Source organism: Xanthomonas sp. JAI131, assembly GCF_013410075.1.
Taxonomy (GTDB): Bacteria; Pseudomonadota; Gammaproteobacteria; order Xanthomonadales; family Xanthomonadaceae; genus Xanthomonas_A; species Xanthomonas_A bonasiae.
Map to the genome: position 1 here is coordinate 237,293 of NZ_JACCCN010000004.1, position 25,234 is coordinate 262,526.

Consider the following 25,234-nt stretch of genomic DNA (forward strand, 5'->3'; position numbering starts at 1 on the left):
GGCATCCTCAACCCCCACACGCGAAACGACGCACGTCGGCGTCGAGGAAGGGATGGCGCAGGTTGCCGGCGCGCAGCGGCAGTTGCACCGCATGTCCCCCGACATCGAAATGGGCGACGAAGCGCAGGTCGGACGGGTTCTGCAGGTCGCCGGCCTGCAGGGCGCGGAACAGCGCCCAGTCGCCCTGGTAGTCGAGCCGGCCCAGCGCCGCGCCGTCGGCGCCGAAGGCGGCGATGCTGACGTGGCCGGGGGTGGGCCCGGGCCATTTCATCGGCATGCTGTCCACGCCGCCGGCGGTGTAGTCGAAGCGCTGGCCTTCGATGTCCACGGTCAGCCGCGCCACGCCGGCATCCAGGATCGGCGCCAGCACGGTGAAGCCGACCTCCGGCTGCGCCGCGCCGCGGAAGTATTTCTGCTTGATGCGCTCGGCCAGCTGCAGCTGCGCCGGCAAGCCCGGCGCGCCGGCCAGCGCATCCGGGCCGCTCTTCCAGCGCCAGTCGCGGCCGCTGGTGTCGAGCAGCTTCTGCAGCGCGTCGCGGTACAGCGCATCGAAGCGCCCGCCGACGCCGAACAGCTCGCCGAAGTTCTGCAGCGGGATCTCCTGCGCGCTGGCCGGATCGAACGGATAGCGGCCCTTGACGAATTCGGCGCAGACCACGCCGACCGCCTGCTGCACCTGCGCGTCCAGCGCGGTCTGCGCACCACGCGTCATCAGCGCGGCGCTGCTGCCGGTCAAGGCCTGCAGCCAGCCCGACAGCGGCGGCGGCAGTTGCGCCGCTTCCTGCCGCGCCAGCAGCAATTGCGCATTGGGCTGCGGCGTGGCGGTGGCCGGATCGGTCATGGTCAGCAGGGTCTTGCTGAGCTGGTCGAGCACGCCGAGCAGGTGGTCCAGCGGCGTGGCGCCGGGCGCACCGCTGGCGAGCGCGTTGAGCGCGGCGAAATGGCTGGCGATGGCCTCGCCGGGCGGCGCGGCACCGGCATCGCCGGCGTCGCCGCTGGCGGCCAGCGCCGCGGCCATGGCCGCGTTGCCGCCGGGCAGCTTGGCCGCCAGTTTCGCGCCGGCCTTGCCCGCGGCCTTGCTCGCCGCGTCCTGCCCCGGCTTGGGCGGCGGCGCGCGCAGCAATTGCTGGGTGTTGTCGCGGACCACGCCGAGCAGCAGCCGCAGCGGCGAACTGGGCCCGGCCAGCTTGGCCGCGATCGCGCTGGCCTGCTGCAGGTCGGCGGCCGGCTGCAGCTGCAGGTCGGCCAGCAGTCCGTCCCAGTAGCGGATGTAGTCCTGTTCGTAGAGCACGCGCACCTGCTGCGCCAGCCGCGCCTTGCCCAGCGCGTCGATGCGGCGCGGGCCGAACACCCAGTCGTCGCGCACGAACTGTTCGACCGCCTCGCCGATGCCCTGCCCGGCCAGCGCGGCGAACACCGGTTGCGTGTACAGCGCCGGCAACGGTTCGGACAGTGCGGTGCCGCTGCTGCGCTGAAACACGTTGCCGAGCAGGCCCAGCGCCTTGTCCAGCTGCAGCGGCTCGGCGCCGGCCTGCGGTTGCGACAGCTTGAGGTTGCCGTACACCAGCGTGGCCAGGTCGGCCGAACGCAGCGTGTTGCGCGCCTGCTCCAGCAGCGCCGGATCCAGCGACAACGCGCGCAGCCGTCCGGGTTCGTCGAGCAGCGCCTGGAAATGCCCGGCCAGGGCTTGCTGCAGCACCGTGTCGGCGGGAAACAGCTTGCGCCATTCGATCGCGCTCAGCGCGGTCAGCTGCGGCGCGTCCAGATGCTGCGGCTGGCCCAGCATCAGGTAGCCCTTGAGGTAGTAGTACAGCGCCTGCGGCGCGCCCGCGTTCTCGGCCATGCCCTGGCGCAGGCGCAGCGCCACGCCCGGCACCAGGGTGCCGTTGAGCTGGCGCAGGTAGGCATCGTGCAGTTCCTCGCCGACCGCATCGCCCTGGTACAGGCCCATCCGCATCGACCACGGCGCGCCGTCGCGGTACTGCTGCGCGACCTGCGCCAGCGCGCGGGTACCTTCCAATTGCTGCAGCGCCAGCGCGAAGTACTGCGGCGTGGTCGCCGCGCTGTCCGGATCCGGGCTGTGCGGGCGCGCATCCAGCGCCGTGCGCACCTGTTGCAGATAGGCGCGATTGCCCAGATAGCTGCCGGCAAGGCCGCCCAGCAGCAGCGCGCCGAGCAGCGCGATACCGGCGTAGCCGGCGACCTGCAGCCAGGCGCGGCGCCGCTCCAGCGCCGGCGCGCGCCCGGCCAGGCCGGATTCGCGCAGCAGCACCTGGCTGAGCAGGCGTTCGACGAAGAAGGTGCGGCGCTGCGCGCCCGGCGCCTGCACGCTGGCCTCGGCTAGGCCGAAGGTGCGCGCCACCGCGCCCATCATGCGGTCGATCGGGGTGCCTTCCTGGGTGCCCGAGGTCAGGTACACGCCGCGCAGCAGCGGCGGCGTGCCGTAGGCGGTGCCGGCGAACACGCCTTCGACGAACTGCCGCGCCGCTTCGCCGAGCGCGGCGAACTGCTGCGGGAACGACAGGATCGCCGCGCGCCGGGCGCGGTCGCGCTCCACGTGCATGCGTTCGAACAGGCGCGCGTTGAGCCGCTCCTGCAGCAGCGCGTATTCGTCGGCGAAGCCGCGCGCGGCACTGCCGTCGAGGCTGCGCGGCAGCGGGAACGACACGCCCCACACCTGCGCGCGCTGCTCGGGATTGAGATCGTCGAAGAACTCGCCGAAGCCGCCGATCAGGTCGCACTTGGTGAACACCAGGTACACCGGCACGCTCATCTTCAGCTGCTCGCTGAGTTCGTCCAGGCGGCGCCGGATCGCCTGCACGTGCAGGTCGCGCTCGGCATCGTCGAGCAGCAGCAGGTCGGACATGCTCATCGTCACCAGCACGCCGTTGAGCGGACGGCGGCGGCGGTAGCGGCGCAGCAGGCGCAGGAAATCGATCCACGCGCCGGCATCGACCTGGCGGTCGGAATCCTGCGTGGTGTAGCGGCCGGCGGTATCCAGGAACACCGCTTCGTCGGTGAACCACCAATCGCAGTTGCGGGTGCCGCCGATGCCGCGCAGCGCCTGCTGGCCGAAACGCGCGGCGAGCGGGAAATGCAGCCCGGAATGCTGCAACAAGGTGCTCTTGCCCGAGCCCGGCGGGCCGATCACCACGTACCACGGCAGCGTGTACAGGTCGCCGCCGCCGCGGCGCTTGCGCAGGACCTGCACCGCCTCGTGGAAGCGCGCCTGCAATTGCTCGCGTTCGTCGGCGCCGCGCGCCTGGCGGTCGTCGCCGAGCGCGTCCAGCGCCGACGGCGTGGCCATCTCGGTGGCCAGCTGGCGGCTGTGCCGGCGCGCGCGCAGTTGCTGCCACTGCAGCCAGCCGGCCCACGCGCCGACCAGCAGCAGGATCAGCAGCAGCCGCGGCACCGCGCCGGCCAGCGGCTGGTGTCCGGCGATGCCGATGTAGGGGCCGATCAGCCAGATCAGCAGCGCCGCCAGCAGCAGCCCGACCATGGTCACGACCCAGCCGGATCGCAGCATTCCCAGCAGCTTGCCCACGGCGCTCACTCCCCCGGTTGGAACAGGATTTCGACGCGGCGGTTGCGCGTCCGGTTGGCCGCCAGGTCCGGCGGCACGGCCACCGGCTGCGAATCGCCGGCGCCGGCCGATTCGATCCGCCCCGGCACCGACAGGCGTTGCCCCAGCAACTGCGCCACCGCCTCGGCACGCGCCGCCGACAGCGCGTAGTTGTCCTTGAAGCGCAGCGAACGCAGCGGCTGGTCGTCGGTATGCCCGACCACGATCACCCGCCCCGGCAGTTGTTCCAGCGCCGCGGCGATCTTGCCCAGCAGCGGCAGCTGGTCCGGATCGACCTCGACCCCGCCGGAGGCGAACATCGCGTTGGCGTTGAGCCGCACCCGCGCCTGGCCGTTGGCCTGTTCTTCGACGACGAGCAGGCCGGCGCGCTCCTGCGGCGCCAGCAGCTGCTTGAGCGTGACCCGCGGCGGCGGCGGCCGCAGCGCGTCCGGCGGCGTGCCGCGCTGCAGGCCGATCTGCGCGGCGGCGGCGCTGATCGGCGCCGACAGCGCATTGAGCCGCGCGTTGAACCACGCGAACGCCAGCAGCACGATGCAGGCCATGCCCAACGCGGCCACCCACAGCGGCAGGTAGCGCGCCAGGCGCCGGCGACGGTCGTCCACGCCCTGCCAATGCGGCGCCAGCGTGTCCGCCGCGGCGCCGCGCTGGGCACGGATGCGCCGGTACAGGTCGTCCTGGATCTCCGCCAACCTGGCGCGGCCGCCGGCCTCGATCTGGTAGCGGCCGCAGAAGCCCAGCGCCAGGCACAGGTACATCAGCTCGATCAGGTCGACGTGGCGCGGCACGTCCGCGCACAGGCGTTCGAGGATCTGGAAGAACTTGGCGCCGCCGTAGGACTCGCCATGGAACACCACCAGCAAGGTCTTCTGCGACCAGCCGCTGTGCTCGCCCCACGGCGCATTGAGCACCGCCTCGTCGAGCATCGCGCACAGCACGTAGCGCGCCGCGGTCACCGCTTCCGGCGCCGCGCCACCGTCGCGCGCGCGCTGCTCGAAGCGCCGCACCTGCGCGGTCACCTGCTCGCGCAGGCGGGCCACGTCCGGCAACGCCACGCTGTGGCGCAGTTGCACCGCCAGCAGCAACAGCGGACTGGCCGCCTGCACCAGCGGATTGACGCTGCGGCCGAGGAATTCGCTGATGTCGGCATCGCCGGCAGCGGCCGCCGCCGCGCCCGTTGGCGTGGCGAACGGCGCGGCGCCGCGCTGCGGGCGCATGACGGTGGCATCGCTCAACGGATCGACAGGCGGTCGTGCATTCATGCGCTCAGCTCCGGATCGCCCACAGCTGCAGGTCCAGCCCGGCGAACTCGCTGCCGAAGTGGAACGCGATGCCGCCGGAGCCCTTCAACGTGCGCCACAGCGGCGACTGCTTGTCGAATTCGAAATACAGGTAACCGGCGTGGTACGGAATCTGCCGCGGCGCCACCGGCATCGGCATCGCCGCGATACCGGGCAGCTGCAGATTGACCAGGTCGCGGATCTTCTCCACCGGGCCGATCTTGGCCTGCAGCGGCAATTGCCGGCGCAACTCTTCGGCGGGCACGTCGGCCTTGGCCGCGAGCACGAACGCGGCGCTGTCGAACAAGGCCGCATCCGGCACCATCGCCACCCACACGCCGAACTTGCGCGCCTGCACCGGGATCGGCAGCGCGGTCTGTTCGAGCACCGCGCTGAGGCTGCCGCGCAGGCTGGCGATCACCGGCTCGAAGCTCGGCTGCAGCGCGTCGTGGCGATACGCCGGCCATGCCGGCGGGCGCTTGCCCGGCGTGGTGAAGGTGCTCAGTTCGCCGGCCAGCGCGATCAGCGCCGCATACAGATCCTGCGGATGCAGCAGCGGCGCCGACGTCCAGTGCGCGACCAGCGGCTGCCACCGGTTGACCACCTGCAGCAGCAGGAAATCGGCGATTTCCGCCGCGCCGCCGCGGTCGCCGACCGACACCCGCGCGGCCAGCGCTTCGCCGCGCTGGTGCAGCAGGCCGAGCAACTCGACCAGGAACGTGGCCAGCCGCGGCGCGGCCTGGCAGGCCAGCGCGGTCGGCACGAACGCCTCGTCCAGCGTCACCTGGCGATCGGCACGCGATTCGACGATGCGCGCCAGCGGCATCCGGGTCAGCCCGTCCAGCGGCTGCGACTGCGGCAGCAGGCGCGTGCTCATCCCGCCCACTTCCATCAGCACCGCGCCCTGCATGCTGCCGGAGGCGTCGTCGACTTCGGTCTCGCGCACCCGGTAGCGGAACAGTTGGTCCGGCGGCGCCTCGGCGCGGCCCACGTCGGCCTGCGCCGCCGCGCGCAGCGGCAGGGTCAGGTACACGGTCTGGTCGCGCCAGTTCGGCTCCACGTCCAGCGCCGGCGGCAGCGGATCGTCGCCCGGCATCGCGAACGGGGTGCCGTCGGGAAACACCCCGCGCGCGCGGCGGATGCCGAGCTTGCCGATCGCCAGCAGATCGGTTTCCAGTTCCAGTTCGGAGAAGCCCCAGGCATGGGGATGCAGGCCGCCGGCGCGCAGCTCCACGTAGCGCTCCAGGTAGCGCTCCTGCTGCTGCAGATGCTGGGGGCGCAGAAACAGCCCCTCGCTCCAGACGACCTTGTTGTTGTGCATGATCCGCCGTGTCCGCTGCTGTCGATGGCGATGCGGCCGCGGCGTTGGACGCAGCAGCCGACCCCAATGTGCGATCCCCTTGCCGACGGCCCGGACGCGGCGCGCGGCGCGCGCAGTCCAGGCTGGCGGGATGCAGTGTGGCCAGCGCGGATGCCGGCTACCCGACAATTCGTCTCAGGGCGGTGGGGACGCCGCGGCGCTGCGCTGCGCTCGAGAAGATCGTTTACGCAACGATGCCGACCGCAGCGCGCGCATTGCAGACCGGCGCCGCCGATGTCCTGGTGTCGTGCGCCGACATGCACCGCGGCGCCGACGCGGTGCGTTGCCGCTGCCGCATATCGCCGATGCCACGGCCGACGCCCTGCAGGCCACCTGCACCACGGCGCCGGCGGCATGCGCCGTGCGTACGTTCCTGTAGCTGCCGCCACGGCGGCTTTTTGCAGGAGCGGCTTCAGCCGCGACACGTGCTGCGGACACTCCCTGTCGCGGCTGAAGCCGCTCCTACAGGGGAGACTTCCCCGCGCGCCGCGCCGACTTCAGCCGCGCCAGTTGCGCCTCGTAGGCGCGGGCGAACTCGTCGCCGAACAGGCGCCGGAAGCATTCGTCCGGGTCCTTGGCCAGGGCCTGGAAGTTGTCGCGGTAGCGTTCCCAGTAGCGGCCCTTGCCGGCGAACGCCAGGCGTTTGCCGCTGGCGTCCACCTCCTGCTCCAGCCGGTCGGGGCTGAAGTGGAACAGCATCGATTCGAACGCGGCGCGCATGCCGGCCAGCATCGCCATCTGATGGCAGCGGATGTCGTCGAACGCATCGTCGAACGCGGCCACGCCGGACAGGAACGCCGGACTCGGCGGCGCCAGCAGCTTCTGCAGCGCGTCCTCGGGCGTGGCGGCGAACTTCAGCGGGTTGTTCTCCGAACGCTGGATCACCGTCACCGGCAGGCGGAAGGTGTTCTTGATCTCGGCGCGCGCGCGCAGCACCTCCATCACCCCATCGACGACGATCTCGAAGATCCGCGCCACGTCGTCCGGCATCTGCGCGGATGGCGCGGCCTGCGCCGCGAACGGTGGAGGTGCGGCAGGCATGGTCGCGGCGCTCGCCAGCGGCGGCGGCGCCGGCGCGAAATCGCCGATGGTCAGATCCCAGTTTTCCGGCAATTCGAAGCCGCGCGACGCGGCCGCTGTGGGCGGCGCGGGAACGCGGAAATGGTCGTGGCCCGCATCGCTGTGGTTCCAGCTGTGCGTCGGCTGCGGCGGCACCGGCGGTGCCGGCAGCGGATCGAGCAGGCGCAGCGGGTCCAGTTCGCCGGCCGCGCCCGGCACGCCGAGATCGCCGAGCAGCGCATCGTCGTAGGCGCCGCCCGCGGGCGCGGCAGCGCTGCCGAATCCCGGCAGGCCGAAGTCGAAATCGAACGCGCCGGCGGCGCCGGGTGCACTGCTGGCTGGGTGCGGCGGCAGCGGCGCCGGCACCACCTGGGTCAGGTCCGACGCGTCGTCCGGCACTACTACGGCGGGCGGCGGCGGGGCGGCGGGCGCTTCGGCCTTCAGCTGCACCTGGATCTCGAAGCTGTCCATCTGCAGGCGGTCGCCGTCGCCGAGCGCGGCCGGGTCGCCGCGTTGCAGCGCGGCGCCGTTGAGCAGCATGCCGTTGGTGCTGCGGTCCTCGATGAAATACATGCCGTTGAGATAGCGCACCACTGCATGCGTGCGCGACACGCCGGGTGCCGCCAGCACCCAGTCGCTGTCGTCGGCGCGGCCGATGCTGCCGCCGCGCTGCGCGAACGCCATCTGCGCGCGCGCGCCGAACTGGGCGGCGGCCTGGCCGGCGACGGTGAGAGTCAGTTTGGATGGTAGGGACACGTGGCGCTTCCTTCGGATCGGGTGGCGCGGCGCGGCCGCGGACACGCTGGTACGGATCGGCGCGGCATTGCCGCGTGCGCGCGGCGGCGCGGCATGACCGCGCTCATGCCGCCGCTCCGCCGGCCAGCAATTCCAGCGCGTGCAGCGCATAGCCATGGCGGCGCGCCTCGAACTGCGCCGGTTGCTGCGCGGCGAGCAGGTTGATCGCCGCCACCGCCGCGCGCGCGGTCAGGTGCTCGGCCGGCGGTACCGGCGTGTCCTGGGTCGGCGGCGCCAGGCTGCCGCCTGACCAGGCCACCGCCGCCGCCAGCCACGCGCCCAGCGAGGCATAGCCGCCGGCCTGGGCGAAGGCAGACGCGGCGCGGCGATTGGCTTCGTTCGGCTCGCGTACCCATTTCTCCGCCAGCGCCGCGCCGGCGCGGTCTTCCGGCGACAAGGCTTCGCCGCGCGCGCACTGGCACAGCCAGGCGACCACGTAGCGCTTGGGCAGCAACCGCGCCAGCAGCTTCAGCGCATCCTGCGGCTGGCCGCCGTCGAGCAGCACGCGCACCGCGGCCTGCGCCGGCTGCGCGGTGTCCAGCTGCGCGCGCGCCGGCGCCGACAGCTCCATGTCCACGCAGGCCTTCTCGATCGCATTCATCGCCGTGCCCTCAACCGATCATGATCAGCGCGCCGCCGATCTGGTGCAGCGCGTCGGCCTTGAGGCTGAGCATCGGCGCCTTCAGCGTGCCCATCGCCCCGCCCTCCAGCGCCAGCATCGCGTCCGAGTGCACCTTGACGCTGGCGCCGGCGCCCATGTCCACGGTCGCCCCGCCCTTGATCGCCACCTGCACCTTGCCTTCCACGTTCACCGCGTTGTTGCCGGTGACGGTGATGGTCACGCCCTTGATCTCGATTTCGCCGCTGCTCTTCATCACGATGCTCGACGCGCCGGTGACCAGTTCGATCTCGCTGCCCGCACTGAGCTTGAACTTCTGTCCGATCGCGTGCGTGGCGTTGTTGCCGACGTCCAGCGTCTCGTCGTTGTCGACCTTGTGCTTGCGGTCGTGCTTGACGGTGCTGGTCTGGTCGTTGTCGACGGTGGCGAAGTGGTCGTGCTCCACTTCCTCGCGCAGGTCCTTCTGCGCATGCACGAACAGTTCCTCGCTGCCGAGCTTGTCCTCGAAGCGGATCTCGTTGAAGTCGGCGGCGCCGCCGCCGGCGCTGCGGCTGCGCACCCCGCTCTGGGTCTTGTTGTCCGGCAGCGCGAACGGCGGCATGTGATCGGCGTTGTAGACGCTGCCGATCACCAGCGGGCGGTCCGGGTCGCCTTCCAGGAAGCTGACCACCACTTCCTGCCCGACCCGCGGCAGGCTCATCGCGCCCCAGCCCTTGCCGGCCCACGACGAGGCCACCCGCACCGGGCACGACGGCTTGCTGCCGTCGCGTGCCGACGTGTTCCAGTGGAAGGTGACCTGGATGCGCCCGTACTGGTCGACCACGATGTCCTCGTCGGTGTCGCTGCCGGTCACCACCGCGGTCTGCAGGCCGGCGATCAGCGGCTGCCGCGCCCGCGCCGCGTTGCGGAACGGCAGCTTGCTCTCGATCGCCTCGAAGCGGCACGCGAACGGCGCCGCGCCGCTGCCTTCGCCGGAGGCGTAGCCTGGCGTTTCCAGCGCGGTCTGCGCGCCGATCACCAGGTATTCCTGGTTCCATTCCGGGCGCGGGAACGCCTTCAGCGAGAACAGCGCGCCCACCCGCAACCCCACCGCGTCGCTGTCGCCGCGATAGCGCGAACGCTGCACGTTGTGCGCTTCCGCACGCACCTGCGCGTAGCGCTTGCCATCGGCGACCAGCACATGCGCGCCGGGGTAGTCGAAGGCGGTCAAGCCGCTGACCGGATGCAGATCGCCGCCGTGGCCGATGTCCTCGTCCACCGCCAGCGACGCACGCGGGCGCAACGGATCGTAGTCGGTGAGCTGCTGCGCGCTGGTGTGCACGCGGCGCGCCAGCTGCCATTGGCTGATGGTGGCGCCCATCCCGTTGGCATGCTGCCCTGGCGGCACGTACGGCAGGGCCTCGAAACCGCTGCTGCTGGCGTGCGCGCCCAGCGCATCGGCCAGCACCAGCGTGTGCGTGGTCTGGCTGTGGGTGAAGAAGTAATAGATGCCTTCCTGCTCGAGCAGGCGGCTGATGAAATTGAAATCGTCCTCGCGGTACTGCACGCAATAGTCGCGCTTGGGATAGGTGCCGCTCAGGCTCAGGGTCACATCGCCGTAGCCGATGCCGTCGAGCACGGCGCGCACGATCTCCGGCACGCTCTGCGCGGTGAAGATGCGGCAGTCGCGGCGCTGGGTCAGCAGCCACGGCTTGGGCACCAGGGTCACCTCCAGCACCGCGTAGCTGAGCCTGTCGACGACATGGAAGCCGGTCTGCGCGACGTGCGCGACGATGCCGTGGTACCAGCGCACATCGCCTTCGCCTGCCCTCAGCTGTACCGCCATCGAGGTGCCGAGCAGCGCACGCAGGTCCGGCCGCGGCTGCGTGCTGAGCGCGGTCAGGCGGTACTCGAACAGCTCGCCCAACGCTTCCGTCGCCTGCATGCGCCAGAACAGCAGCGCATCGCCAAGGTCGGAGTGCAGCGTCATCATCGGCGTGGGCATCGTGGTGTCCGGGAAGTCGAGCGCCGCGCAATGCGGACGTTGGCCGGCGCTCGCGAGCGGTGTTCGCGGTGGGGCGCGCAACGCCTGCACTGGCCCGAACGCCGCCCCGTGCGCTGCCGGCAAGGCGATACTCACACGGCGTCCGCCGCGAAAGCCGACATTTCGTCTCAGCGCTGCAGCCGTCGGCGGGAGCGCATCGCGCTGTCTACCGCGATGCCTGGCGACGCCGCCGAGTGGTGCGCGGCATCCGCCCGCTGTACGAATCCGGTCGCGCCAACCAGCGAAAGTGTGCCCCGTACCGGCGCCACATCGCGCTAGCGGCGTGCCAGCACCACCCAGCCCTGCACCGGCGCGCCGCCTTCCTTGCGCAGCTGGTCGGCGCGCAGTTGCACCCGGGCGAAACCGGCCTGCGCCAGCGCGGCCTGCACGTGCGCGCGGCTGTGCCGGTAGCGCCCGCTCGCGCCGAGCTGCACCCGATCGTCCGCGGCGTCCAGCGCTTCCACGGTGAAGGCCAGCCAGCCGTCGCGGCGCAGTGCCGCGTGCGCGGCCGCGCAGACCTCGCGCAGGTCGCCGAAGTACACCAGCGTGTCGGCCGAGACCACCACGTCCCACGCCTGCGGCTGCGCCTGCAGATACGCGGTCAGTTCGCCGACCACCAGCGCGTCGTAGCCGCCGCGCTGACGCGCCTTGTCGATCATGCCGCCGGACAGGTCCACGCCGGCCAGCCGCCGCGCATGCGGCCGCAGCAGCGGCGCACACAGGCCGGTGCCGCAGCCGGCATCGAGCACGTCCAGCGCGGCGCTCGGCGCATGCAGCACCTGCGCCAGTTCCGTGGCCAGCAGCTGTGGCGCGCGGTACTCGAGATTGTTCAGCAGTTGCTCGTCGAAGCTCTCGGCGAAGCCGTCGAACACTTCGCGCACGTAGGCATCGTCGGCGCGCGGCGGCGCGGCGCTGCCGCCACAGGCGGCCAGCATGTGCCGCGCCACCGCATTGTGCGGATCGCGCGCCAGCCAGTCGCGATACACCGCCACCGCTTCGTCATGGCGGCCGAGCAGATACCAGGCGGTGCCGAGCGCCTCCAACGCGCGCAGGTTGGTCGGGTCCAGCTGCCACGCGGTGCGGAAGCACTCGGCCGATTGTTCCAGGTGCTCATGCTGCTGCGCGTGGTTGCGCAGAAAGAGGCCGAGCAGGTAGTGGCCATGGGCGAACCCGGGCACTTGCTGCAGCAACTGCGCATAGGCCAGGAAGGCCTCGTCCAGCCGCGCCTGCGCTTCCAGCACCACCGCCAGGTTGCTCAGCGCGTTGTGGTGCGACGGCGCGCAGGCCAGCGCGCGGCGGTAGCAGGCTTCGGCCTCGGCCAGGCGCGCGCATTCCTTGTGCACGTTGCCGAGGTTGTTGTGCGCATCCGGATAGGTGGGGATCAACGTCAGTGCACGCTCGATCAGTTGCAGCGCTTCGTCGCTGCGCCCGCGCTGGTGGCACAGCACGCCGAGGAAGTGCAGCGCGTCGGCGTGCGCGGACTGCTGCGCAAGCAGGTCGCGATAGCCGCGCTCGGCCGCGTCCAGGTTCCCCGCCTGGTGCAGGGCGATCGTCTGCGCCAGCATCGGCGCGGCCGGCATCCCCATGCCGACCGCCACCGCTTCCGCTTCCCCATGCCGCGCCAGCGCGGCCCCCGCCTGCTGCATCGCCCCGCTCCCCTTATCCGATCAAGACGGTGAAACACCCCAGCACGATCGCCCCGCCGTGCGCGGTGCTGTCGCCCAGCCGCGCCGCAGGCATGCCCGCGATCAGCACGGTCGGTGCGCCGGACACGATGCTGTCCGGCGGCCCCACGCACACCGCCATGTCGCCGATCCGCGCCGCCGGCAGCCCGCCGATCAGCACCGCCGGCGCACCGGGCGCCGTGATCGGCCCACCCACGTGCGGCACCACGCCGGTGACCATCGGGCAGACGTGCAGATCGGTGAGGCGGGCGGCAGGTTGCATGCGGAGCCGATAGCGCAGTGGCCAGGCGTCCAGCTTGGCGCGCGCGGCGGCGCGCGACCCGTCATTTCGTCTCAGCCACCACTGCCGAGCGCGGCGCATCCGGCGCGTCCAGCTTGGCCAGCGTCTCGCGCACCTGCGCCAGCGGCCCGGGCGCATCGCCGTACAGCCCGACCAGGATGTCGCGCGTGCGTTCGGCATGCGCGCGCGCCTGTGCGCGCTGCCCCAGGGCGATCTCCGCCTCGGCTAGGCCGCGCAGGATTTCCGCGGTCACCTCGTGCTTGTCGCCGAGGACACGCTCGGCATCGGCCAGGGCCGCCCGCTGCTCGGCGGCGGCGGCCTGCGCCTGGCCGTCGTCGAGCAACCAGAACGCATGGTTGGTGCGCGCCATGATGGTGGTGGGATGGTCCTCGGGGTAGCGCGCGCGCGCACTGTCCAGCGCCTTGCGGTAGTAGGGTCCGGATTCGGCGACCTTGCCCTGCTGGCGCAGCGCCCCGGCCAGGTTGTTGTAGATCATCTGGGTATCCCAGCCGTTCTCCCCGTACAGGCGGATCATGATCGGCTGCAAGGCCCTCAGTTCGCGCTCGGCGGCGGGGTAGTCGCGCTTCATCAGCAGATAGACCGCCAGGCTGTTGCGCATCGACAGGGTCAGGGGATGGTCCGCACCCAGGCGCGCGCTACGGCGCGCGATCAGGTCACGGATCAGGGCGATCGCCTGGTCGTAGTCGCCGCCGTCGGCCAGCGTGGCGGCGTAGCGATCGCCCGCGCTCAGCACGCTCTGGTCGTCGGCCGGCAATACCCGCAGGATGCCCGTGTAGGCCTGCCGGCTCTCGCGCAACGCCGCCTTGGCCTCGCCCTGCGCGCGCAGCGCCCAACTCAGCCGCGACTGCATGTCGTAACCCAGCGACGCGTCGGCGCCAAGGCGCAGGCGCACCTGCGCGATGCCCTCGCGCAGGATGGCTTCCGCGCGCTTCGGCGCGCCCACGTTCACCAGCGCCTCGCCGAGCAGCCGCATGATCTGCAGCTCGTCTTCGCTGTAGGCGCCCGAGTGCGCCTGTGCATGGCGCCGCGCCGCCTCGAGCTGGGTCACCGCGCGCTTGTACTCGCCCAGCGCGATCAGACTGGTGCCGATGGTCAGTTCCACCTCCACCAGGGCCTGCGGCTGGCTTGCCAGTTCGCGCGTGGCGCGCTGCGAGGCCTGGTCCATCACCTGCAACAGCAGGGTCTTGTCCTTGTCCTGGGCGACCGACGGATCAACGCTGGACAGCAGCGAGCCAAGGAAGTCCGCCGTCACCTGCGCCCGCTGCGCCTCGCGCTGCGCATTGCGCAACGACCACAGCGTGCTGGCCAGCCCGCCGAACAACGCGGTCAACACCAGCAGCGAGGCCAACACCGCACCGCGGTTGCGCTGTACGAACTTGCGCGCGTCGCGGCGCAAAGAGCGGGGCAGCGCGCGCGGCGGATAGTCGCCGAGCCAGCGACGCAGGTCGTCGAGCAACGAGGACACCGACGCGTAACGCGCCGCACGATCCGGCGCCATCGCCTGCAGCACGATCGCGTCCAGGCCGTCGTGCAGTCCGCGCAGCAACTGCGCCAGCGACACCCCGCGTTGTTGCGCCAGCTCGCGCTGCTGCGGCAGCGGCTGCGCCTGGATCCAGCGCGAGGGCGCTTCCGGCACGCCCGCCTCGAACAGCTCCGGGCGTACCCCGCAGATCAGCTCGTAGAGCAGCGCGCCCAGCGAATACACATCGCTGCGCGCATCCACCCCGCCATCGTCGCCCTGCGCCTGCTCCGGACTCATGTAGCCGGGCGTGCCGCTGGCGCCGGCCGGATTGCGCGAGGGCTGCGCGGTTTCCACCGCGATGCCGAAGTCGATGATGCTCGGCGCCGGGCGCCCGTCGACCTCGCCGACCAGCACGTTGTTCGGCTTGAGATCGCGATGGATCACGCCCTTCTGGTGCGCGTGCTGCACGCCCTCGCCGACCCGCACCAGCAGCTCCACCCGCGCGCGCAGCGACAACCCGTGCTGCGCGCACCAGCGGGTCAGCGGCTCGCCGCGGATGTACTCCATCACCAGATACGGCCGCCCCTGCGCATCGGTGCCGGCATCGTGGATCTGCGCGATCGCCGGATGCTGCATCTGCGCCAGCAGGCGGCATTCGAACTCGAACACCGCCCGCTGCTGCGCATCCAGCCCCGTCGCGGCGATCAGCTTGATCGCCACCTCGCGCGCGTAGGCGCCATCGGCGCGATGCCCCAGATAGACCTGGCCCATGCCGCCGCGGCCGATCAGCCGGTCGATCGCCCACGGGCCGAAACGGGTCCCGGGCGGCAGCTCGGCGGCGTTGCCGTCGCCGCCGAGCAAGGTGCCGAGCAGGCCCGGGCGCGGCAACTCGGTGGCGCGCAGGTCGGCCTCGAGCAGGCCGAGCAACTCGTGCAGCAATGCCGGGTCGTCGCCGGCCTGCGCCTGCGCGAAGGCCGCACGCTGCGATTCCGGCAGCGCGCAGGCCTGATGGAACAGCGCCTGCAGGCGCTGCCAGGTGGCGGGGTTCAGCGGCATGGGCGCGCGATCCGCTGCATGGGGCCGAGCGAGGCCGTGCCTGCGCCATGTCCCGCACGGCGCGGCACGCGCATCGCCAGGCGACCCCGGCCGGCTGGCGAAAGCGGACTGATTGGGGCGTCGGGCATGGCCAGCCGGCGGAAGCGGGGAGAGTCCGCCAAGTATCGCGCATAAACGGTGACAGGACTCACATTCCCCGCGGGATCCCCGGCGACGCGACGCCTAGCTCAAACCGCGTCCCGCAAGCCGCCCTGCCGCGATCCTCGCTCCCTGGCCGCCGGGGTCATGCACACAGATGCTTGGCCGCGGTCTGCCAAGCCTTGACCTCGCCCGGATGGTCGAAGGAGTAGTAGATTTCCTGCCCGGGCTGCAGCAGGTTGTCCAGCGCGCTCTGGCATTTCGTGCAAGGCGACATCTCGATGTACATCGCCAGTATCGTGGGAATGGAAGGCTCGTCGGCGATCGCGTTCCACAGGGCGGTGAGTTCGCCATGCGCGCACGCGTTCGCGATCTCGATCCCATTGACCTTGAACGGGATGCGGATGCGGCTGTTGCCGAACACGTTGTCGACGTCTCCTCCGTTCGTCATGTACGACACGAAGGAACAGCACGAGCCCGCGCCGATACCGGTGATGCCTCCGTCGTCCTTCGACTGGACGACTTCGCGCTTCTTCCTCAGGCAGGCCTGGACCACGCCGTTGGCGCTGTTGATGTCGTAGGGAACCTTGATCAGGACTGGCATCTCGTGACTCCTTGGTTTTGATGGCGAACCGTCGTTCGCGAACGCGGATCCGGGCATTACCCGGCGCCCATTGCCCGCACGGGCCTGGCTCACCAGCCCAGCGGCCGGTTGATGGTCTTGCCGTCCTTCGAGTAGTGATTGAGATCGTTGCCGCCGGAGTAGGTGCCCAAGGTGAGCGGGTTCTTCCAGATGCCGCCGCCCATGGTCGAGACCTTGCCCGCCGCGAACTTGACCTCTCCCCCGTTGTCGCCGTTCACCACCGCACAGTGGCCGATGCCATGCTGGTTCATCCAGCCGGCGCAGTCCCGGCAGACCTTCTTGCCGACGCACACCACCTGCAGCGCCCCGCCCAGCTCGGCCTTGGCGATACCCAGGTCGTGCACGCAGAAGCGCACGATCGCCATTTCGGCATGCAACCCGGTCTGCACCGTGCCGACATCGTGGATGTCCGCCTGTGGCAACAGCATGGCTTTCATGCCTTTCACCCAGCCGATGACGTCGTCGGTGACGCCCTTCAACGACACCACCAGGTCGAAACCGCTGGTGGAGCGGACGAAGCCGATCGCGAAGGTCTGCTGCGATCCGTACGTGCCGACGATGTTCTTGATGTGGACGTTGCTGGCGATCTTGGTGATGTTGCACATGGCGCCGCCCAGCGAGCGCGGCGCTGTGTTCCACGCATCCTGCTGCGCTGCCCCGCGCCGGTTCTCGGCGGCGGTGGCGACCTGGTTCCATTGTGTCTTCGGCATATTCACCTCCTGGAAAAACACACCTCCCGACAGGGCGGGAAGCCGTCGTCTGCCGCGCGATGGGCATGGCCCACCGAGCGCTGCGCGCGACCACCTGCAGCGCATGGCCGGATTCGCCGCCAGCGCCGACCGGCGCGCTGGCCACGGTCAGATCTGGGTCACCTGATTGGCCGGCAGCGGCGTGGTCATGCCGCTGCCAGGGTTGTAGCTTTGCTGATAGAACTCCCACACCCCATTGCGCCGCACCCCGATCACCACCGATGCGTAGAAGCCTGGAGCGATGGCGTCGTTGTGCCAGCAGCGGTGGCCGATTCCGCCGCCGGCCGCTAGCTGTGCCGCGGTATCGCGCGTCGTGGAACCGGCATCGTGGTGTGTCACCGTGCTGCCATTGATCTCCAGTACGCACCCGGTGAGCGCGGGCGTGAAGAAGATGTCCGCCCCGACCGTGCCGAGCGTGATGGCCGGCGCGGCTTTGGGGTTGTTCGGCAGCCAGTGCGCCATGAACGCGTGCGAGAAGAAACTTCTGTGGTTGCCAGCGGTGTGGACCTCGATCCCGCTATTGCCGGCCATGAGGTTGACCAATTGCTGGCCTACCCCCGCAACGATGTGCGGCTGGCTGGCGAAGACGTTGTTGCGCAGATAGGCGATCTGCGTCGCATTGCCGCGCATGGCGGTGAGGAACGCGCTGTTGTAGCCACCACTCATCGCTCAAACCTCCACACCAGGAAAGGATTCGGGCCACGGAACCGGACTGGTCCCCGCGCATGGCAGAAACACCGATCGGAGGGTCCCGCTCTGAATGAGCGATTCCCCCCGGATTGCATTCATTGCCCCAACAGCGATTGACTGCGGCGTCGCCGGCGTGCCGCACGGGCACGGCGGCACGCCTGGATGAAGTGCCGTGGTGAAGCGCGATCGCGGCGGCGTCGCTTCCGGCGCGCCCCCGACGCACACGGGAACAGACGATCTCCACGCCGGCCGGAGCCGGGCCGGCAGTCGCCATCGGATTCGTGCGAAAGAGGACTCGTGGCGTTCATGGCATCCCTGACTTGGAGACCGGTTCCGTTTGCCGCCGGTCGATCGGCCGCCAGCCGCCTGCTCGCGCGCTGCGCAGCCGGCCGGCCGGCGAAGCGCTGGTCATGGACGGGCAATGCCAGGGGCGCGATTGCTCCTTGCCGCCGAAGGCGTCTTGCCGGATCCGCCGCGCATCCGGTTTCCACAGACGTTTCCATGGATGGCGCAGCTCGGACCGTACGCCTGCCGGGCGCTGGCGACCCGACGCTTCGTCTCAGGCTTGCCGGTGCCGCCGCCGGCAAAACCGCATGCCCGCCGCCATGCATATCGGCGGGCATGCGTATTCCTAGATGCGATTGGGCAGTTGCAGCGGATCGATCACCGCCATTACCGCCGTCTTCCTGCCCGCATGCGCGCCTTCGCCGCCATAGGACAGGAACTGTTCCATCAGCGTGCTGGTGCGGGTGTAGTTCTTCTGCACCGCCTGTCCGCGCTCGGCCTCGCCTGCGAGGAACTCGCCGTTGTTGACGCCGCAGATCGTGCCGTCGCCATTGGTCACCACCCAGTGCCCGTTCCAGTTGTAGTTGTCCGGACTCCAGATGTGCACGACGTAACCCGGGCCGATGTCCGCCGCGATCCGGCCCAGGCGCGCCATGTCCCCCGGGCCGATCTTGCCGCGCCAGACCTCCCTGCCCGCACCGAACAGCAGGTCGCAGCCGGCCTGCTTGTTCGGCGCCGAGTTCTGCATGAACCAGCGCATCGAGACCAGGCCGCTCTTCACCAGCCAGCCTTGCACGCCGACGTAGCAGATGACGCCTTGCCCGACCGTGGCCAGGTCGGTCCGCGCAAGCGTCAGGTTGCCGGGCAGGCTGGTGCCGTTCGGCGCTCCTGCGAAGGCGGCGTTCTTGAGGTCGTCGCGGGTGGCGCCCGGCACTGTCACGAACATACCGATGCCGGACAGGATCTGCACTTCGCTCTTGATGCTCCAGTGCGCCAGGCTGTCGACCTTCCAATTGGCCTGCAGCAGGCCGGGCAATGGAATGACGTGCAATCCAGGACCCGCCTCGGATTGCTTGGCCCACAGCTCCGAGTAGTAGACGCGCTGGCACAGCAACAGGCCGCGCAAGGCCTTGCGCTGGCTGGTGTTGCCGGCGTACTGCGGATCGTCCTTGCCGTCGTCGCGCCGGCCGAGCGACAGCTGTCCGGCGATCCCCTTCTTCTTGTTCTCGGGAACGAGCTGATCGATATGATCGCCCAGCCGGTCGGCGGGGAAATTCGTGTTGAGATAGGCGATCGTGTCGTCCCACCGGTCTTTCCAGTCCTTCATTCCAAACATGTACAGCGCCCTCTTCTTTCGTTTTCGTTGCGATCGACGATCGCCGTTGGGGGATGCCGATGCTCGTCGGCCCATTTCAATCGATCCGGCATCCTGGCCATGGGACGCGACGATGGCTGTCGTCTCGTCCAGGTCCCTGTCCGCACCCGTCGGTCCGCGTCAGACGAAATGCCGGGTGAGTCCTGACTGCACATAGCCCAGGCGCCCATCGGCGCGCCATTGCGCCGTCACCACCATCCCGAACACGCGCGACCTCGACTGCTTGTGTTTGCTCGTCGGCCCCACGCCGTAATAGCTCTTGCTCGCGCCCATGTAGTTGGGATGCGCGTTGATGAACCGCAAGCCCATCGCGTTCACGATCCGCTGTCCGGCCGGATGCCCGTTGCGGTCCATGCTGCAGAGGTGATTGGCGATCCAGCCCTCCTCCATCTGGCTGTAGCCGGGCGGAACGAAGAGCGAAAAATTCAATCCCGCCCCCGGCCCCTTGGCCTCCACGATCAGGAAATCCGAAACGCCACCGCCTTTCGGATACTCCCAGATCTGGTCGATGCCGGTGCCGGCATGCAAGTGGTAGCCCCAGATCATGTTGCCGCCAGGATGGAGATCGAGAACGCAGATCGCCGCAGCCGCTTCGCCCACGCATTCGGTGATGCGCGTGTTCGCCAGCAGCACGCGCATGTCCTGCGCGATGGCGTCGAAATGCTGGCATGCTTGCGCGTCGGCGGCCAGGCCGGCGACCTCCTGCTCCAGGCCCTGCCAGATCGTGCGGCGATGAATGTCCAGCAAGGCGAACGGGAGGAACACCTCGTTGCTCGCTCTGACCCCCCAACCCGAACCAACGCCCAGGTCGCCGTAATAGACCACATCCCGATGCATGCCTTGCGGCGGCCACGAGGTCAGCGGTGGCGCCGCATTCGCGCGCCCGTTGGCGGCATTGATGCGGATGACCTTCTGCCGTTTCGGCTTCTTCGGCGAAACGAAGGAATAGCGGTCGTACCTGCCGACAATGGCGGCATAGTCGACTTTCGCCTTGCTGCGCTGCGGTTTGCCCATTCGATTCTTCTCCAGAAAAGCGCAATCGCCGGCGAACCGGCGCCCTGCCTCGCGGCGATGGTCGAGTCGCCGGTACGACCGGCCTCAGAGCCCGCGCCCGTGATCCTCGTCGGCGATGCCGAAGGTCCCGATCGGCGGCTCGATGTAGCCGTACAGCGGGTTGGTGGTCACATGCGCATCGCCGCAGGTGATCAGATGCATGTGGTCCGGATGGCGGTCGATCACCGCCTGGATATTGCGTCCCATCACGTCATTCATGACGGTACGCAGCTGCATCGAAATCCGATTGCATTGCAGTAGCAGTTTGTCGAACCCGAGCATCCCGGCCGTAGCCACTACGCGCTTTCCGTTAGCGAGCTGCACTTGCCTGCTGGCCTTCAGCGACAGGAACTGGCGCGCCATGGTTTGCTCGTCGACCAGGTGCCTGCCCGCGTCCGGGCTGTTCCGAAACGCATCGATGTGACCCACCAACGCCTCGATGTCGGACATGGCCATGACTTCCTTGCTGTCCATCGCGAAGGGCAGAAGCGCATTGACGGAGATCAGAATTCCTTCGACGGCCTTGAAGCACTCCGGCTCCCACCCGAAGACCTTCCTGTTCATGAACACCGGCCGCAGATGCCTCGGCACGGAATCGGCGGCGACCGCATCCGCGTACACCTCCACGTGGCAACACAGCTTGTTGTCCGCCATGATCCCGTCGAAGAACCCGGTCCAGACACCGCGGTTGGTCCACTCGAAAGGCGGATTGCGATGCCCGTCGCCGGTCATGAACACCACCGGCGCGTACTCGTCGGGAAACAGCTCGGACGCCACCGAAAGCTCCGCTGCCGGATCCAGCCCGCACGTCAGCAGTTTCTTCTTGACCCACCAGTTCCGGACCTTCACGTGTGGCTTCCTTCGTTCTATCAAGAGGAAAGTACGGCCCTCAGCGGCCGATACCGAATCGCTGTGCATGTAGGAACCGACAACGTGCCGATTCCAAGGAAGATGTCCCCGTCACAACGTCGCCAGCATCTTTGCGACTGCGGCGCACGGGCGAATCGCGTTGCCCCAGGAACCGCCGGCGACGCGCGCGGCGCCCCGAACCGCGACGCTCCGCAACGGCCCAGAACCCGGGAATCGTCGCCTTCCAACGATCGGCAATCGCAGCGCGCAAGCCCATCGCTCCATGCCTCGCTACTTCAGATTCCAAAGCTTGTTGGGCTTGTCCATCGTGATCTTCGCGTTCCGATTCTTCTGCTCGACGAAGTAGCAGCTTGAAATTCCCAGTTCGCTCGCCGGATCGTTGTAGTCGTCATAGCGGCCAAAGATGGTGAGATGACCGGCATAGCCGCTGATCATGACCTTCTCCGCACTGGCCTCGACGACCACGCCGCTCAACTCCTTGCTGAGCTTGATGGCGTAGTCCCGGTATGCCGTGCCATATTGCCCATAGAGCTTGTCGATCAGCGCGGGACGCGGCCGAACGACTTGGTCGATGAAGCCATCCAGGCGCGACGGATCCAGGTTGCCACCGGCGAAGAAGGCAGCCTCTGCCGGCGAAGCGGGAGGATTCTCGAGATCCGACGGCCTGACTTTGATCTCCAGCGCACGCCACCACCATTTCGCCTCTACGGCGTACTGGCCGCTGGAATTGCAGACATGCTTCTTGAAATGGTTGCTCAGATTCGTCGCCGCACTGTTGTCGTCCGCGTCACCGGGCCCCCACCGCGTGAAACCGCTGAACTGACGGGATGGAAACGCTTTGTCCACGCGAATCAGGGTGCCGATGTTGTCCTCACGCACATTGATCGTGCAGCGGTCGCCGGCCTTGGTCACGCGATCGAGTACGTGCAGGATATCGAAGCGCAGCAGTCCGATGACATTGGCCAGGGGCAACACTTGTACGAGGATGTCCGCTGGACGCTGCCCAGGCGCCGCGCGCGTGCGTGCCTGGACGAAGTTGCACAACAGCAACCGCTCGGACGCTTTCCAGTACACCATGATATCGGCGAGCTGGGCGGCCAGCATCGGGTTCCGCAACAGCCCATTCGCCGGAAGTATATCGACGCTGCTTTTCCCGGCGACGCTGTTCAGGTTGATCAGCAGCAGGCCCTGGGGAAAGCCAACCGCGTGGCCCGGATCGACAAAGACGACGAGCTTGCGGAGATTCTGCAACGTATCCACGAATGCGAATCTGGCATGCTGGCCTATCAGAAATTCGGCGGTGGCATCGTTGTACGCGGCGAACTGTTTCCACGCCGCTTCCGCAATGCCGTACTTTTTCAGCAGCGCCCTTGCGTTGGCCTCGTTCATGCGGTTATCCGTATTTGTTCAGGCAGACCAGAGTTCAGCATTCCAGGCTCACCGGCGCGAAGGCCGGTCAGAACGCGTAGTCGAACTCCGCGCCCAGCACCCCCACGCGCACGCGCTCGATCGGCTGTCCCGCGATCATCCGGTTCAAGAACTCCCGCGAAATCTCCGGCAACATCGAATTGGTCAAAATCGCATCGATCATCCGCCCGCCCGATTCGCTCTCGGTGCAACGGCCGACCACCAGCTTCACCACGTCCTCGTCGAAGTCGAACGGGATCTTGTAGCGGGCTTCCACGCGCTGCTTGATCCGGTTCAACTGCAGCTTGACGATCTGCCCCAGCATCGCGTCGCTCAGCGGGTAGTACGGGATGGTGACCAGGCGGCCCAAAAGCGCCGGCGGGAAGATCTTCAGCAACGGCTCGCGCAGGGCCTTGGCCATGCCCTCCGGATCCGGCATCAGCTCCGGGTCCTTGCACAGGCTGGCGATCAGCTCGGTGCCGGCGTTGGTGGTGAGGATGATCAAGGTGTTGCGGAAATCGATGCGGCGGCCTTCGCCGTCCTCCATCACGCCCTTGTCGAACACCTGGAAGAACAGTTCGTGCACGTCCGGGTGCGCCTTCTCCACTTCGTCCAGCAGCACCACCGAATACGGCTTGCGCCGCACCGCCTCGGTCAGCACGCCGCCTTCGCCGTAGCCGACGTAGCCGGGAGGCGCGCCCTTGAGCGAGGACACCGTGTGCGCCTCCTGGTACTCGCTCATGTTGATGGTGATCAGGTTCTGCTCGCCGCCGTACAGCGCCTCGGCCAGGGCCAGCGCGGTCTCGGTCTTGCCGACGCCGGAGGTGCCGGCGAGCATGAACACGCCGATCGGCTTGTGCGGGTTGTCCAGGCCGGCGCGGGTGGTCTGGATGCGCTTGGCGATCATCTCCATGCCGTGGTCCTGGCCGATCACGCGTTTGGCCAACAGTTGCGGCAGGCGCAGCACGGTGTCGATCTCGTTGCGCGCCATGCGCCCGACCGGGATGCCGGTCCAGTCGGCGACCACCGCAGCCACCGCCTGGTAGTCCACGGTCGGCAGGATCAGCGGGCTTTCGCCCTGCACGGCGCTCAGTTCCGCCTGCACCTGGCGCAGCCGCGCCAGCAGCGCGTCGCGTTCGTTGCCCGACGGCGCCTGCGCGGGGATCTCCTGCATCTGCTGCGCCGGCGCCTGCTGCGCCAGCGATTGCGCCGCCGCCTCCAGCGGGCTGCCGGTGCCTTCGATCGGGGCGATGCCGGCGCGCAGTTGCGCGCGCAGCGCCAGCAGTTCGTCGACCAGCGCCTTCTCCTCGCCCCAACGCTGTTCCAGCGCGGCCAGGCGCGCCTGTTCGGTGTCCAGCAGCGCGCGGCAGGCGACGTCGCGTTCGTCGACGACGATGCCGATCGCGCGTTCGCGTTCGATGATGCCGCGTTCGGTCTGCAGCGATTCGATGCGACGGCGGCTGTCGTCGACATCGGCCGGGGTGGCGTGCAGGCTCACCGCCACGCGCGCGCAAGCAGTGTCGAGCAGGCTCACCGACTTGTCCGGCAGCTGCCGCGCCGGGATGTAGCGGTGGCTGAGCTTGACCGCCGCCTCCAGCGCCTCGTCGAGGATCTGCACCTTGTGGTGCTGCTCCATGGTGCTGGCCACGCCGCGCATCATCAGCACCGCCTTGACCTCGTCCGGCTCGTCCACCTGCACCGCCTGGAAGCGGCGGGTCAGCGCCGGGTCCTTCTCGATGTACTTCTTGTACTCGGCCCAGGTGGTGGCGCCGACCGTGCGCAGGGTGCCGCGCGCCAGCGCCGGCTTGAGCAGGTTGGCCGCATCGCCGGTGCCGGCCGCGCCGCCGGCGCCGACCAGGGTGTGGGTCTCGTCGACGAACAGGATGATCGGCTTGGCGCTGGCCTGCACTTCGTCGATCACCGCACGCAGGCGCTGTTCGAACTCGCCCTTCATGCTGGCACCGGCCTGCAGCAGGCCCACATCGAGCGCGCGCAGCTCGACCTCCTTCAGCGCCGGCGGCACGTCGCCGCGGGCGATGCGCTGGGCCAGGCCCTCGACCACCGCGGTCTTGCCGACGCCGGCCTCGCCGACCAGGATCGGATTGTTCTGGCGGCGGCGCATCAGGATGTCCACCACCTGGCGGATCTCGTCGTCGCGGCCGATGATCGGGTCGAGCTTGCCGTCGCGCGCCTGCGCGGTCAGGTCGGTGGTGAATTTCTTCAGCGCTTCCTGCTTGCCCAGCGCCGCCGGCGCGATCGCGCCGCTGGCCTCGCCCGGCGCGCCGGCTTGGCCCAACTGGAAGCCGTCGCTGGGCAGCAGTCCGTCTTCCGGCGAGCCGGCGACGATCTCGGCGAAGCGCTCGCTCAGCGCTTCCGGCTTGATCTTCTCGAATTCCTTGGAGATGCCGAGCAGCGCATTGCGCAGCGTGCGCACGCTGAGCACGCCGACGACCAGGTAGCCGGTGCGCACCTGCGCTTCGCCGAAGCTCAGCGAGGCGTACACCCAGCCGCGCTCGACCGCTTCCTCGACGTTGCCGGACAGGTCGGTGACGCCGCCGGCACCGCGCGGCAGCCGGTCCAGCGCCTCGGTCACGTCGCGCGCCAGGGTCGACGGATTGAGCTCGAAGCGCTTGACGATGCGGTGCAGGTCAGAGTCGGGCAGCTGCAGGATCTGGTGCAACCAATGCACCAGCTCCACGTACGGGTTGCCGCGCAACTTGCAGAACACGGTGGCGCTTTCGATGCCGCGGTAGGCGAGCTTGTTGAGCTTGCCGAACAAGGCGCTGCGACTGATCTCGGCCATG

Annotated in this window: 17 protein-coding genes; all 17 read right to left on the reverse strand. The window is 69.2% G+C overall.

The window, feature by feature from the left end:
- Positions 1-7: 7 nt before the first annotated feature.
- The 17 genes from tssM to tssH all read right to left on the reverse strand — a co-directional run bounded on the left by tssM (position 8) and on the right by tssH (position 25,233).
- Positions 8-3,526, reverse strand: a complete 3,519-nt coding sequence (gene tssM, locus HDC36_RS17620; RefSeq protein WP_179569890.1) for a type VI secretion system membrane subunit TssM — start codon at positions 3,524-3,526, stop codon at positions 8-10.
- A gap of 23 nt (positions 3,527-3,549) precedes the next feature.
- Positions 3,550-4,842, reverse strand: coding sequence for a type IVB secretion system protein IcmH/DotU (gene icmH / locus HDC36_RS17625; protein WP_318241383.1), 1,293 nt, complete (start codon positions 4,840-4,842; stop codon positions 3,550-3,552).
- 4 nt (positions 4,843-4,846) lie between these two features.
- A complete protein-coding gene (gene tssK, locus HDC36_RS17630) occupies positions 4,847-6,181 on the reverse strand; it encodes a type VI secretion system baseplate subunit TssK (RefSeq protein WP_179569898.1) in 1,335 nt (444 codons plus the stop codon).
- Positions 6,182-6,682: 501 nt separating this feature from the next.
- Positions 6,683-8,035 carry a type VI secretion system-associated FHA domain protein TagH gene (tagH, locus tag HDC36_RS17635; protein ID WP_343204358.1) on the reverse strand — a complete coding sequence of 451 codons (1,353 nt, stop codon included), beginning with the start codon at positions 8,033-8,035 and terminating at the stop codon, positions 6,683-6,685.
- Positions 8,036-8,138: 103 nt separating this feature from the next.
- Positions 8,139-8,675, reverse strand: a complete 537-nt coding sequence (locus HDC36_RS17640) for a hypothetical protein (protein ID WP_179569900.1) — start codon at positions 8,673-8,675, stop codon at positions 8,139-8,141.
- 10 nt (positions 8,676-8,685) lie between these two features.
- Entirely contained in the window at positions 8,686-10,677 is a 1,992-nt protein-coding gene (gene tssI, locus HDC36_RS17645; RefSeq protein ID WP_255432796.1) for a type VI secretion system tip protein TssI/VgrG, read from the reverse strand.
- A 314-nt stretch (positions 10,678-10,991) separates the two neighbouring features.
- Positions 10,992-12,302, reverse strand: a complete 1,311-nt coding sequence (locus tag HDC36_RS17650; protein WP_255432823.1) for a tetratricopeptide repeat protein — start codon at positions 12,300-12,302, stop codon at positions 10,992-10,994.
- Positions 12,303-12,375: 73 nt separating this feature from the next.
- Positions 12,376-12,663, reverse strand: a complete 288-nt coding sequence (locus tag HDC36_RS17655) for a PAAR domain-containing protein (protein WP_179569904.1) — start codon at positions 12,661-12,663, stop codon at positions 12,376-12,378.
- Between the two features lie 61 nt (positions 12,664-12,724).
- A complete protein-coding gene (locus HDC36_RS17660; RefSeq protein ID WP_179569906.1) occupies positions 12,725-15,220 on the reverse strand; it encodes a serine/threonine-protein kinase in 2,496 nt (831 codons plus the stop codon).
- Between the two features lie 283 nt (positions 15,221-15,503).
- The gene (locus tag HDC36_RS17665; RefSeq protein ID WP_179569908.1) at positions 15,504-15,962 is read right to left on the reverse strand and encodes a hypothetical protein; all 459 of its coding nucleotides are present in this window, start codon (positions 15,960-15,962) and stop codon (positions 15,504-15,506) included.
- A gap of 89 nt (positions 15,963-16,051) precedes the next feature.
- Positions 16,052-16,732, reverse strand: a complete 681-nt coding sequence (locus tag HDC36_RS17670; protein ID WP_179569910.1) for a hypothetical protein — start codon at positions 16,730-16,732, stop codon at positions 16,052-16,054.
- A gap of 126 nt (positions 16,733-16,858) precedes the next feature.
- Positions 16,859-17,416, reverse strand: a complete 558-nt coding sequence (locus HDC36_RS17675) for a hypothetical protein (RefSeq protein WP_179569912.1) — start codon at positions 17,414-17,416, stop codon at positions 16,859-16,861.
- A gap of 655 nt (positions 17,417-18,071) precedes the next feature.
- On the reverse strand, positions 18,072-19,052 hold the full coding sequence (locus HDC36_RS17680) for a hypothetical protein (RefSeq protein WP_179569914.1): 981 nt from the start codon (positions 19,050-19,052) through the stop codon (positions 18,072-18,074).
- A 168-nt stretch (positions 19,053-19,220) separates the two neighbouring features.
- On the reverse strand, positions 19,221-20,114 hold the full coding sequence (locus HDC36_RS17685) for a hypothetical protein (RefSeq protein WP_179569916.1): 894 nt from the start codon (positions 20,112-20,114) through the stop codon (positions 19,221-19,223).
- An 84-nt stretch (positions 20,115-20,198) separates the two neighbouring features.
- Complete coding sequence (locus HDC36_RS17690) at positions 20,199-21,002, reverse strand: hypothetical protein (RefSeq protein ID WP_179569918.1); 804 nt, start codon at positions 21,000-21,002, stop codon at positions 20,199-20,201.
- A 291-nt stretch (positions 21,003-21,293) separates the two neighbouring features.
- Positions 21,294-22,412: a hypothetical protein gene (locus tag HDC36_RS17695; RefSeq protein WP_179569920.1), complete on the reverse strand. Its 1,119-nt coding sequence runs from the start codon at positions 22,410-22,412 to the stop codon at positions 21,294-21,296.
- A 67-nt stretch (positions 22,413-22,479) separates the two neighbouring features.
- The gene (tssH, locus tag HDC36_RS17700; RefSeq protein ID WP_179569922.1) at positions 22,480-25,233 is read right to left on the reverse strand and encodes a type VI secretion system ATPase TssH; all 2,754 of its coding nucleotides are present in this window, start codon (positions 25,231-25,233) and stop codon (positions 22,480-22,482) included.
- Position 25,234: the final 1 nt, after the last annotated feature.

Coding starts and splice junctions, on each gene's coding strand:
- tssM (WP_179569890.1), bottom strand. CDS start 3,526: ATGCTGCGATCCGGCTGGGTCGTGACCATGGTCGGGCTGCTGCTGGCG.
- icmH (WP_318241383.1), bottom strand. CDS start 4,842: ATGAATGCACGACCGCCTGTCGATCCGTTGAGCGATGCCACCGTCATG.
- tssK (WP_179569898.1), bottom strand. CDS start 6,181: ATGCACAACAACAAGGTCGTCTGGAGCGAGGGGCTGTTTCTGCGCCCC.
- HDC36_RS17640 (WP_179569900.1), bottom strand. CDS start 8,675: ATGAATGCGATCGAGAAGGCCTGCGTGGACATGGAGCTGTCGGCGCCG.
- tssI (WP_255432796.1), bottom strand. CDS start 10,677: ATGCCCACGCCGATGATGACGCTGCACTCCGACCTTGGCGATGCGCTG.
- HDC36_RS17650 (WP_255432823.1), bottom strand. CDS start 12,302: ATGGGGATGCCGGCCGCGCCGATGCTGGCGCAGACGATCGCCCTGCAC.
- HDC36_RS17655 (WP_179569904.1), bottom strand. CDS start 12,663: ATGCAACCTGCCGCCCGCCTCACCGATCTGCACGTCTGCCCGATGGTC.
- HDC36_RS17660 (WP_179569906.1), bottom strand. CDS start 15,220: ATGCCGCTGAACCCCGCCACCTGGCAGCGCCTGCAGGCGCTGTTCCAT.
- HDC36_RS17665 (WP_179569908.1), bottom strand. CDS start 15,962: ATGCCAGTCCTGATCAAGGTTCCCTACGACATCAACAGCGCCAACGGC.
- HDC36_RS17675 (WP_179569912.1), bottom strand. CDS start 17,416: ATGAGTGGTGGCTACAACAGCGCGTTCCTCACCGCCATGCGCGGCAAT.
- HDC36_RS17680 (WP_179569914.1), bottom strand. CDS start 19,052: ATGAAGGACTGGAAAGACCGGTGGGACGACACGATCGCCTATCTCAAC.
- HDC36_RS17685 (WP_179569916.1), bottom strand. CDS start 20,114: ATGGGCAAACCGCAGCGCAGCAAGGCGAAAGTCGACTATGCCGCCATT.
- HDC36_RS17695 (WP_179569920.1), bottom strand. CDS start 22,412: ATGAACGAGGCCAACGCAAGGGCGCTGCTGAAAAAGTACGGCATTGCG.
- tssH (WP_179569922.1), bottom strand. CDS start 25,233: ATGGCCGAGATCAGTCGCAGCGCCTTGTTCGGCAAGCTCAACAAGCTC.